Annotated in this window: 8 protein-coding genes and 3 pseudogenes; 5 read left to right on the top strand and 6 right to left on the bottom strand. The window is 64.0% G+C overall.

Annotated features, from left to right (window positions below; translation table 11 throughout):
* Nucleotides 1-240 (top strand): annotated as a pseudogene (locus tag AC5JJ6_RS24445) (hypothetical protein); the annotation flags it as partial.
* 103 nt (nt 241-343) lie between these two features.
* Here AC5JJ6_RS24445 and AC5JJ6_RS24440 read toward each other — a convergent pair.
* The gene (locus AC5JJ6_RS24440) at nt 344-727 is read right to left on the bottom strand and encodes an SPW repeat domain-containing protein (protein WP_496044559.1); all 384 of its coding nucleotides are present in this window, start codon (nt 725-727) and stop codon (nt 344-346) included.
* Between the two features lie 281 nt (nt 728-1008).
* Between AC5JJ6_RS24440 and AC5JJ6_RS24435 the strand changes: the two are divergent.
* A pseudogene (locus AC5JJ6_RS24435) lies at nt 1009-1794 on the top strand (IS5 family transposase); the annotation flags it as partial.
* A 6-nt stretch (nt 1795-1800) separates the two neighbouring features.
* On the opposite strand, the gene AC5JJ6_RS24430 reads toward AC5JJ6_RS24435, so the two are convergent.
* From AC5JJ6_RS24430 to AC5JJ6_RS24410, 5 genes and pseudogenes are all read right to left on the bottom strand, one after another.
* Nucleotides 1801-2850: a Bug family tripartite tricarboxylate transporter substrate binding protein gene (locus AC5JJ6_RS24430; protein WP_496044558.1), complete on the bottom strand. Its 1050-nt coding sequence runs from the start codon at nt 2848-2850 to the stop codon at nt 1801-1803.
* Nucleotides 2851-3087: 237 nt separating this feature from the next.
* Nucleotides 3088-3294 (bottom strand): annotated as a pseudogene (locus AC5JJ6_RS24425) (transposase); the annotation flags it as partial.
* A gap of 86 nt (nt 3295-3380) precedes the next feature.
* Nucleotides 3381-4758, bottom strand: a protein-coding gene (locus tag AC5JJ6_RS24420) for an IS3 family transposase (protein WP_496044557.1) whose coding sequence is annotated in 2 segments (ribosomal slippage) — nt 3381-4394 and nt 4396-4758 — 1377 coding nt in all. Because the reading frame shifts where the segments join, the coding sequence is not laid out codon by codon here.
* Nucleotides 4759-4774: 16 nt separating this feature from the next.
* A complete protein-coding gene (locus tag AC5JJ6_RS24415; protein ID WP_496044556.1) occupies nt 4775-5506 on the bottom strand; it encodes a hypothetical protein in 732 nt (243 codons plus the stop codon).
* An 84-nt stretch (nt 5507-5590) separates the two neighbouring features.
* On the bottom strand, nt 5591-7057 hold the full coding sequence (locus tag AC5JJ6_RS24410) for a vanadium-dependent haloperoxidase (RefSeq protein WP_496044555.1): 1467 nt from the start codon (nt 7055-7057) through the stop codon (nt 5591-5593).
* 999 nt (nt 7058-8056) lie between these two features.
* Here AC5JJ6_RS24410 and AC5JJ6_RS24405 point away from each other — a divergent pair.
* From AC5JJ6_RS24405 to AC5JJ6_RS24395, 3 genes are all read left to right on the top strand, one after another.
* The gene (locus tag AC5JJ6_RS24405) at nt 8057-8821 is read left to right on the top strand and encodes a hypothetical protein (RefSeq protein WP_496044554.1); all 765 of its coding nucleotides are present in this window, start codon (nt 8057-8059) and stop codon (nt 8819-8821) included.
* Nucleotides 8822-8877: 56 nt separating this feature from the next.
* Nucleotides 8878-9468, top strand: coding sequence for an RES family NAD+ phosphorylase (locus tag AC5JJ6_RS24400; protein WP_496044553.1), 591 nt, complete (start codon nt 8878-8880; stop codon nt 9466-9468).
* 415 nt (nt 9469-9883) lie between these two features.
* Nucleotides 9884-10834 (top strand): replication protein RepA, encoded by a 951-nt coding sequence (locus AC5JJ6_RS24395; protein ID WP_496044552.1) that lies wholly within the window; start codon nt 9884-9886, stop codon nt 10832-10834.
* Nucleotides 10835-10988: the final 154 nt, after the last annotated feature.

Genomic DNA, 10988 nt, shown 5'->3' with positions numbered 1-10988 from the left:
TCATGCTGCGAAGGCTATGCCGAAGAACAATATGATCCCGGACGGACACTGACAGAATCAGCTTGCCAACGCTTGGTCAGGCCAGAGCTTGGCTTTGGCAGTTTCTACACGGCACAACGAACACTGGCAGGCTACGAGGCAATGGCGATGATCAGGAAAGGGCAGGTACACAAGGTTGGCGGACGAGATATGCGGGCCCAAGCCACCTTTGTCGCCGAGTTGCTCCAGGTCGCCGCCTGATCTGGGGTCTGTCGCGGCCATCTGCGACTTGCCACAGACTTTGCAACGCAACCTTCAGCTGAATGGCGACTTGATCAACAGGCTGATAGGCGCCTCTGGCCAGTCAACCCGCCCGTCCGCTGGGCGTCACGCCCACCTCACCCCCGGGTACTGTGCGGGTCGTCAATCCGGCACCAATCTCCATGATGCCAACGATCAAATGCGGCCAGAAAACCCGGTCGGAGAAGCCGAACAGCCAAGGCGACAGCGCCAGCAACGCGCCCGACGCGATGTCAATCATCAGATGGACCGGCATCGGGATCACTCGCACGACGCCGAGTTCGTAGTCGGTCATTAGGGCGCCGCCGATCGCCACCAAACCCAAGATCTGGGGCACCCACTGAGCCGCCGTGCCGTCGGCAAAGCCGAGGATATAGGGCACGACGAGTAGGAGCGCGCCCACAACATAATCTAGCACGCCGTGCGTGCGCGTCGGAATGAACCGCAAACTACCCTCCTGCCGCGTCCGCTGCATTGCTCATGTGGAAGAACAAACGCCTAGCAAGCCAGCGCAGTTTGTTGTGGCACGGGAACATCCGCTGCTCGGTCGGCGAAAAACGAGGCCACGTGCGGCGCGCCTCCGGCCTCCGGCCCGGAACCGGTTCTGTCAGAGCTCGCGCCAGACTGCCCATCTGGTCGGATGGGGCGGGACTGCACACCTAGAGGCCGTTATGGACCATTGGCTGGGTAACGATCAGGCTGTAGGGCATGACTGTCCGCAAGCCTTAACCGTCTGATGTCTCCGATGACGAATGGGCCTTGGTTGCGCCCTACCTGACCCTGCTGCCTGAGGATGCCGGGCAGCGTGAGCACGCGCTGCGCGAGGTGTTCAACGGCCTGCGCTACGTGATCAAGACCGGGGCGCCCTGGCGATGGATGCCGAACGACTTGCCGCCTTGGGCGGCGGTCTACCAGCAGGCGCAGCGCTGGCTGGCGGCGGGCTGCTTTGAGGCCTTGGCCGAGGATCTGCGCGCCGTGCTGCGGGTCGCCGCTGGGCGTAGAGCCCAGCCCAGTGCTGCCATCTTGGACAGCCGCACGCTGCGGTCCTCGCCAGAGAGCGGCGCCAGGGCGGGCTATGACGGCGCCAAGCGCAAGCGGGGATCCAAGCTGCACCTGGCCGTCGACACGCTGGGCCATCTGCTAGCCCTGCACGTCACGCCTGCCAGCACGGACGACCGCGCCGAAGTTGGGCGGCTGGCCCAGGCCGTGCAGTCCTCCACCGGCCAGAGCGTCGGCCTGGCCTATGTCGACCAGGGCTACACCGGCCCGAAGGCCGCTGACGCCGCCAAAGCGCATGGCATCGAGCTGGAGGTGGTCAGGCTGCCAGGCGCCAAGCGTGGCTTCGTGCTGCTGCCGCGGCGCTGGGTGGTCGAGCAGTCCTTTGCCTGGGCGACCCGCTTTCGCCGGCTGGTAAAGGACTACGAAGGCTACGCCAGCACCCTTGCCGGCCTGCACCTCGTCGCCTTCGCCTGCCTCATGCTCAAACAGGCCGCGCAACTGACCGAAGGTCCATAACAGCCTCTAGTCCACCGCTACGTTGTTCCGTCGAATCACCTCACTCCAGCGCGCGATCTCGCGTCGAATATAGGCTTGGAACTCAGCGGGCGTGTTGCCCACCGGCTCGCCGCCCTGCTCCGCAATCCGCTCGCGCACCGCAGGGTCATGCACCACCGCCCGGATCTCTGTCGCAAGCCGCTCAAGGATTGGCGCCGGTGTAGGGGCTGGAGCCTGGACGCCGAACCAAGCGACCGCATCGACTTGCGGGAAGCCCGCCTCCCGTGTCGTCGGCACATCCGGCAGCGCGCTGCTGCGCCGCTCCGTCGTTACCGCCAGCGCCTTTAGGCGCCCCTCCCGGATATGGGCGAGCGAGGAGGGCAGATTGTCCACGGCGAGGTCCACCCGCCCAGCGATGACATCCGTCAACATCGGCGCGGAGCCGCGGAAGGGCACGTGAATAAGGTTGACCCCGGCGGCCTCGCCCAGCAGCGCTCCGGTCAGGTGCAGGCTCGTGCCATTGCCGGAACTGGCGATGGTCAGCCCATCGCGGCTGCGCTTCGCCAGCGCCGCCGCCTCCTGCAGGGTGTTCGCCTGCAGCCGCGCCGGGGCGATGATGACGTTCGGCACGTCCGCGACATTCGTCACTGCCGCCAAGTCATCTGGTCCGTAGGGCAGGTTCTTGTAAAGTCCGTAATTGATGGCAGCCGTGCCGATGGTGGTCATCAGCAGCGTGTGCCCGTCTGGGTCGGCCTTCGCTACAACGTCGGCGCCGATGCCGCCCCCGGCGCCGGGCCGGTTGTCAACCACCACGGGCTGGCCGAGCCGCTGGCCGAGCGGCTCGGCCACGATGCGGCCGAGGATGTCGGTGGTGCCCCCGGCGGGGAAGGGCACCACCAGGCGGATCGGCCGCGTCGGGAAGGCGGCCTGAGCCCGGGCGCCGTCGGTGATAACCAGGCCGAGACCGGACGCGGTTAGCAACAGGCTACTGCGGCGGGTGTGGATAGTCATGGCGGGTGCCTTCGCGTCGTTCCAGCGCGCGGGGTGCGAAGCGTTCTCTTGGAGGGGCTTCGCCACGCCTGCTTGCTCCCAGGCAGCGGATGACGGGCGGCGAAGTTGCAGACCCGCGGCGCCGTTCCGCCTGCGTCGCCGATGCGGGGGACGCGCGGTTGGCGCTGCCCCGGTCTCGTATTCCGTTGCGACTGGTCTCAGTCGGGAGCACGTCATCGGCGCTGGGCGGAGAGACGTCGTTTCCAATGCGAAGATCTCGGCGGCCGCAAAAGGCCGCGACCGGAGCCTAGGGCCTGTTGACATTCAGCGTAAAGCGATGACTGCGGCCGCGAGTTGGATGGTGGCGGCGTAGCTGGTGTCGGTTTTGTCGTAGCGGGTGGCGACGGCCCTGAACTCCTTCAGCTTGGCGAAGGTGTTCTCGATCAGGTGGCGCCAGTGGTACATGTCCTGGTCGAAGTCGATGGCCGCTCTGCGGTTGGTTTTGGGTGGGATCACCGCGGCGGCACCCCGTGCGCGAGGTCCGTGTCCGTCGTCGAATGCTTTCAGATAGGCGAGGCGTCTTCCTAACGGAGGCCCAGGCTCATCTGAGTTGGAGGTTATGCGGCCTGCTGTTGATGCAGCAAGCGGCGATGTTGAATGGTCTGTCGCTTGATGCGCTCCCGCTCCTGCAGGATGGCCTGACCCCGGCCGAAGTAGACATCGGCTGGGGTGAGATTGTTCAGGCTCTCATGGTGGCGGCGATGGTTGTAGTGATCAACGAAGGCTTCGATCCGCGCCTCGAGCTCGCCGGGCAGGTAGGAGTGTTCGAGCAGGATGCGGTTCTTCAGCGTCTGGTGCCAGCGCTCGATCTTGCCCTGGGTCTGCGGGTGACAGGGTGCGCCGCGGATGTGCTCCATCTGCTGGCTGGCCAGCCAGTCGGCCAAGTCGCCGGCCATGTAGCTCGGTCCGTTGTCCGACAGCAGCCGTGGCCGATGACGCACCCGCGCTTGCGTGCAGCCAGACGCGGTGAGAGCCAGTTCCAGCGTGTCGGTGACGTCGCTCGCCGCCATGGTGGTGCAGAGCTTCCAGGCGATGACGTAGCGGGAGAAGTCGTCCAGCACGGTGGAGAGATAGAACCAGCCCCAGCCGATGACCTTGAGGTAGATGAAGTCGGTTTGCCAGAGCTGGTTCGGGGCCGTGGTCTTGGTGTGGAACTCATCCGCTGCCTTGACCACGATGAAGGCTCGGCTGGTGACGAGGTCATGCGCCTTGAGCAGGCGATAAACGGAGGCCTCGGAGACGAAGTAGCGCTCCCGGTCGGTGAAGCGCACCGCCAACTCACGCGGCGACAGCTCGGGCTCGGCCAGCGCCAGCTCGATGATCTGACCGCGCACGTTGTCCGGGATGCGGTTCCAGACCCGGTCGGGCCGGGATGGCCGGTCGGCCAACGCCTCCGGGCCGCCGGTTTGATAGCGTTCGTACCAGCGGTAAAAGGTTGCCGATGGGATGCCGAGGTGCCCCAGGGTCCGGCGCAGCGGCAGGTGGGATTGCTCGACCAGGCGGATGATCTCGAGCTTCTCGGAGCCTGGGTATCTCATGCGGGGTCGTCCCCAGCCCCGGTCATGCTTTTTTCAGCAGGCGCAGCTCGAGCGCCTGCTCGGCCACAACCTCTTTCAGCGTACGCGCTTCCTGACGTAGTGCCTTGACCTCGTCAGTCGTCGCCGCCCGGGCTGTGTTGCCGGTCAGACGCCGCTTGCCAGCTTCCAGGAACTCCTTCAACCAGGAGTAGTACAGGCTCTCGGCAATGCCTTCGCGGCGGCACAGGGCGGCGATGCTGTCCTCACCGCGAAGACCCTCCAGCACGATCCGGATCTTCTCCTCGGATGAATGCTGTTTGCAGGTCGCGCGCCGGATGTCGCGCACCACCTGCTCGGCAGGGGGCTTGGCCGCACCAGTACCAGCCCTGGCGACAGGGGCGGAGGATTTCTGGCTCATCTTCACTCCTCAGCGGTTACGATGAGCCAGAAATCCTCCGCTTCTCAACCCGCCTCAGCCGTCTCATGGGCCCTGACGCCGGACAGCTGTTGGTGTCCTTGAGGCCCCGCCTGAGCTGGAGGGAGAGCGACACGGCCTGCTTCGTGGCGTTCACCACCGTGTCTTCCCCCATGAGGTCCAGCAGGGGCCCGGCCGCTCGCTCGAACCAAGCCACCCGCAGCCGCTCCGGGATGTCGCGTTTCCTCGTGCGCAGCCGCGACGGGCGGATGTGCTCCCGGATCAGTTCGGTGAGGAACTCCAGCACCTCTGCCGCGGGCGGGTTCGACGGCCTCACATCCCCGGCAACACGGGCCGCGAGGCCCACTATGGCCTCAAGGGAGGGGCCACCTTCCCGGTTCGCCGCGGGACCAACGAGCGACAGCACCCTCGGCGGGTCGAGCGGCTTGTCCGCGTAGTCGCCGAGCTGTTGGTCATTCCTGTCCGCGAGCTCGGACTCGATCCAACAGGTGGGGACGCCTCCCTCGTAAACGAGGAAATCCGGCCTCTCCTGCCTGCCATCCACCAGCACTCGGCGCAGGTAGGCGTCCTCCGAGAGGCCAAGCTCGCAGCGACATTCCCGCCAGAACTCGGGCACCGCTTGGCACGCGTAGAGCAGGACGTTGATGCGGTTCTCCGCGCGCTGGTCGTCCTCGCGCGTGTGGTCACGAGCCCCGGCACGAGAACGGGAAGACGTCAGCCTGTCGCTCACCGCCACCCCTCGCTGATTGTGCTGCATATGACCGCGTCGCGGCACCATACCGCGGCGCGGCCGTTAACGCTTCATGGGTGCGACCTATCTTGCACCCTTCTGTGAGCTACGGGACCGCTCGGGCAATACAGCGCCGGCAGCTCCGCGTGACCCCTGTTGCGGACCGCGGGTCCGGCTCGGTCTATCAGCCGCAACGTCACCCTCCGCTGAGGCTCCGCCGGTGGTCGACCTTGTAGCCCGCCCGGCAGATTTAGGTTCTTCCCCGCAGCACACCTCTCGGGCAGCTCTGGCACCATCGATGGCGCTGGGACTTGGAGGCAGGTCGCATGGCCCGTTCCGTGGTAGCCTCGCCTCAGAGCACGGCAATTCGCACTCGTCCGGGGTGCGAGGTATGTGGCTCCCCTCCAGCTGCGCGATCACCATGCAAGCAACCGTCCGGCCCAGGCGCTTTCCTTGGTTGTGGTCAGACCTGTAATGGATGCCCGCCCAAAGTCTAGCCATGCCGGCATTGTCGGCCAGCCGGTTGAGTTCCTCCCGATAGTCTGGGAAAAACCAAGCAAGAAGTTCGCTGGCTGCGGCCGCGTAAGTGCTGTGCCCAGAGGGATAAGATGGGTGCCTCGGGGTGCCAGGAGATGGATTGGGTGTTGTCCGACGACGTCCGTCGCCGTCTCCCAACGGGCTTACTTCACGATTGTACAGAACTCCAACCCTGGAGTCGGCTTCGAACGGCCGTGGTCTGAACGACGTCGTCCCAACCCGCCCAGCCTTTCTACTTGGGGACGATGGGTGGTCTGCGTACCATTTGTAGTACCATGCCGCAGTCAGGGCACTGTAGATGGTGACGTCTAGCGCTGCCCAAGCCCAAGCCTCTCGAGGTGGAGACCAGTCTGCTTCTCGAAGCAAGAAGTTTAGAGCATGGCGATGCGCGAGCCCTGGGGTTTCGCTTTCGAAATACCGGGCTAGTTCGCGACCAGTGCGGATTGAGGGCACCTCGGCGTCTAGTTCCTCTCCCCGAAGAATCGCCAAGAGATTCGGTTCGGGGTCCCGCCCGCGTCGTAAGGCTTGAAATGCTGGGTCGCGCTCGACGTTTACAACTGCACTGAGCGGCTGCGGCCGATAATGGAGGAAAGGGCTGATATCTCGCCGCTCCCGACAAGGACGGCTACAGTACACCGCCTCGGGATCGTCGCGGAGGGAGGCCAACTCGATCAGCTCATTGAGCTCGTCCCGGACAACTGCGGAAGCCGTCGGAAAGGGGGGAAAGAAGTGAGGGCTAGTTGGATCGTCTGTATGCGCGATCAGGTCCTCGATCCTTACCGTGCATAGCGGAGGGCAATCTCCTACTGCCCAAAAGCTGGCCTCCGGTTCAATCTGCGGGCCGCGCAGGTTGTAGGCCGCTTGTGGTGGCAACGGTGAACAGGTGGTGCAGCGGTCCGGGTCCGGGTTAGAGTGCGGTGGTTCGGGACAGTTCTGCGGCTCGCTCGGGTCAGGACAGTCCGTTGGGGCGTTGCTACTTAAGTCTCGTTGTTTTCCACTCTCTGCAGCTGGCATAGGATACACTCCCTTATTTGCCGCGTGCCAAATATGACTGTAAAATATGAGCCGGGGCTTGCGGCGGATGGAGCATAAGATTTCCTTGGAAGGAATATGCAAATCTCCGCACTCCGCGCCGTCACTTCAAAAAGACTGTTTTTGCGTTAGTCACAGCCGTGTGCGTATGTGAATCTGTAGCGAACCAAGGTTTCAGGTTGGCCAAGGTTACGTCGTGACGCAGAACAACCCTGTTGCCATTTCACGAGCAGGGCCGCGGCGTGGCGAAGGACGCTTGGCGGAATGCGGCGTAGGCCAGCAGGTTTCTGGCGCGAGCGCCTCGCTTGCATAGGCCAGGGCCGCGGCGCCGGCCGGAGCGAGGCCCCTACCCTGCACGACCACCACCGCCGGCGGCGCGGCCGTTCATCGCCTTCTCGTCCATACCCCCCGGTCAGACCTGGGTTTTGGCGGTTATCCGCGATTGCGGCAAGCCCTGCATCACTTGCGGTAAGCGGGACTTATCGCAAGTGAGTACGCGCACTGGTCAGGCTCGGTTATCACGCGCCGTTCGCAATACGCCATCCCGTTCGCGGGCTCACCGAGCCAGATCGCCTCCGATCGCACTGCCAAAGCCACCTAGAGAAGCCGCGTCGACGACCTTCACACGGCCGCTGACCTGCCAATCCTTGCTCAGGCATGCCCCTCCCCCCACCCGGCGGTCCGGTCGCATGATCGCAGTCGCTAAGTGACCTGCATGCCAGCCACCGCGCAGGCGTCGCCGAGGACGCGCAGCACCAGGAGGGCGCTTGCTCGCACCACCCCTCGTACGACCGAAGGTGCGGACATGGGCCTCGTAACTGCGTCGGCGAGGTGCCGTCGGCCATTTTGTTTCGAAGAACAACTAGTTACAAGGTGGAGCAGAGGTGGCCTTTGTAGCGTTCTCCTTCGAAGTTTCCTTGAAGAGGGAGCAGCGAACCACTAGCCTCTAAATGTGCTAAGAATGCTACGTGAGGTAAGGCGGTGACTAAGGGTGGCGGGACAGAGATCGAGCGGGCGAAGTCCGCCCGCCGCCAGGAGCCGAAGCCCGGCTTAGTCGAGTATCGCGTCCTGCAGGTTCCGACGGGCAAGCTGCGGGTCGTCTACGGCAAGGAACAACCGAGCAAGACGGCCGCTTCCGCAGCCGACGTCGTGCACCTAGAGGTCCGGCCTGGACGTCGCTTCTTTGTCGTCGAGGCGCCAGAGAAGGAAGCTGCAGGTTTTCAGCGCATGATCATGCGAGTCGTGCGTGTGGCGAATGTCGAAAGCCCCGCAGCCGTTGAGCGCGCGCTGGATAACGCGACGCATGCAGCGCCAGCCGCTGAACCGGTCGTCGAGATCTGGCGCGAAACCGAGGCGGCACGCTGGGCCGAGATTCGCGAGGAGTGGCTGCGGAAGCATCCAGCCTTGACAGCGGCAGCGATCGCAAAGCTGGTCGGGAGCGAGACGGTGAACCCGTCGGCGTTGGTGAAGGGGTGGGTCGACGCAAAGCGCGTCTTCAGCGTGCAACATGGCAAGCAGCGCCTTTATCCCGAGTTCCAAATCGGTCAGGACGGGCAGCCCAAGCCTAACTTCCGCGTGCTGCTCACCGCGTTGGATGGGAAGCTCGAGGGCTGGCCGCTGGCGATTTGGCTAACCCGCCCCAACGCAGAGTTCGACGACTGGAAGGTCCCGCTCGACGTCATCGAGCACAACCCCGACGCCGTCGTGGCCGCGGCGCAGCACGAGATGACGGAGCTGTTCTACTAGCCGTGGCTGCTGGTCCTGGCCTGCCGCCGGCTTGCATCGAGCCGTTCGGAGATCGCGTGCTGCCGGCAAACACGCGGCTATGGCGCGTCCACACCGCATCGCGGGCGGGAAAGATCTTTAACCCCTGCATGGGGGAAGAGAGCCGTTTTTCTCCCCTCCGCGACCCGACCGGCGACTGCATCCCGACGCTTTACGCAGGCCGCACAAGGGAGGCAGCCGTCTTCGAGACGATCTTCCGTAACCTCCCGCTCCTGCCTAGGCCGCGCCAGGTCTTCGCCCGCAGGATCGTTGGGAGCGCGCTGTCCGAGCTGCGGCCTCGCCGTGCTCTTCGCCTGGCGCCGCTTTACAACGCCGAGCTCGCATTGGTCGGCCAGTCCCGGCTTTCAATGATCGAAAGCCACGGGACAGCCGCCTACGGGGAGACAGCCCGCTGGGCGGAAGCAATCCACCGCGATCTCCCCAACCTAGATGGCTTGATCTGGACGTCGCGCCAGCAGGACGAGGTCCAGGCCATGCTGCTCTTTGGAACGAGGATCACGCTGAACGATCTCGAGGTGGTCTCTACGGAGCGGCTCGATGTAGGTCCTGGCCGGCAATGGCTCTCCGGTATGGCCATGGCCTACAGGATTGACCTGATCCCAGAGTGATTGTGCCAGGGAGTGCTTACTCGCGGTAGTGAGGGCACTGCGGCAACAGGCAGGCGCCAGCGCCGGATCACCGACGTTGCCAATCAGTTAGCCGCAGCAGCTTGGGGCCCTGGCAAAGGCTGGACTTTACCGGGGACCATTTGGAGTCGTGGTCAACGGCCTACAGCGGCGTCCGATTCGTCGCGGCTCGTTTGATCCACAACACTCTGATCTTTGCCGGGAGAAAACTGGACTCTACCGGATGCATATGACAAACCGAAAGGAGCCGAATCAAGGCTTTGGCGGGTTCTCCACTGGACTCTACCCGCTTACTACAAGGTCTTAGACAAGTAGTTCTAGCAAGCCCCGGCAGAGTCCAGCATGACGAACCCGTCGCTGGTTGGCAGATTGACGCCCATTCCAATGAGTGATCACCATGGGTGAGGTCCACAGGCTATTGAAGGAAGCGGGCCGAGAGGTCGCGCTGCGTTCTGATTTCGATCGCCGAGTGGTCGAAGCAGCGGCGGCCTACCTCGCCAGCGAGGAAGTCGAGATCGGCTTCCTCTACTCCGGGTGGGCCCAGGCCGCCCTCCCCCACAAGCGCCTGCCCGACGACGCACCTTGGCAGATCACCACTGAGCGCGTTACCCTTATCGTGCAACCGGGCCTACGTGCCGTACCGAACGGCGAGCCGGTGAGCGTTGGCGTCCCGTACGGAAGCCGCGCGCGTCTCATCCTGCTTTACCTTCAGTCAGAGGCAATCCGAACCAACAGCCGTGACATTGAGCTCGGGAAAAGCCTGCACGCTTGGCTGCGTCGCCTCGGCATCCCTATCGGCGGCAAGTCCATGAAGGACGTACGAGACCAAGCGGAGCGCCTAAGCCGCTGCCGGATGACTTTCACAATCAAACAGGGCAATCGAACTGGGCTTGTAAACCAGAACCTGCTCGACACCTCGATGTTCGTCGAGGACGACAACGCGCAGGGCAACTTATTCATCGAGACAGCAACGCTGTCGGAGATGTTCTTCCAGCAACTGAAAAAGCATCCCGTCCCCATAGAGGAGACGGCGGTCCGGCAGATCGCGAACAACAGTATGGCGCTAGATGTCTACTGCTGGCTCGCCTATCGGCTGCACTCCCTTACGGAACCTACACCGATCGGCTGGCGCGCGCTCCATCAGCAGTTTGGCCGCGGAGTGAAGCGCCTCGACCACTTTAAGGACCAGTTCAAGGATACGCTGGCCCTCGCCACGGCGGTCTACCCTGATGCAGATGTCGAAATGCACGAGCGTGGTATCACGCTCCGTCCGTCGCGGCCGCCGGTGGCGCCGAGCTCGCCGCGTGTCGTAGCGTTCAACGGCCGCGGTCCGCGCCGGGCAGGGTGAAACTGAACTCCCGCCAGAGTCCAGTCTCGGAAGAAGCTCCCGGAAAAGTCCAGGCGCGCCGTTCCCGCCAAAGTCCAGCTGTCACTGGAAACCCAGCTCTTCTAGAGCACTTTGATGTTGCTTGGAATCGCGCGTTCTGATTCGACGCTGTTGA

Source organism: Skermanella sp. (assembly GCF_059503625.1).
The sequence above is the reverse complement of the archived record's forward strand: the minus strand, read 5'-3'. Positions and strand labels throughout refer to the sequence as shown.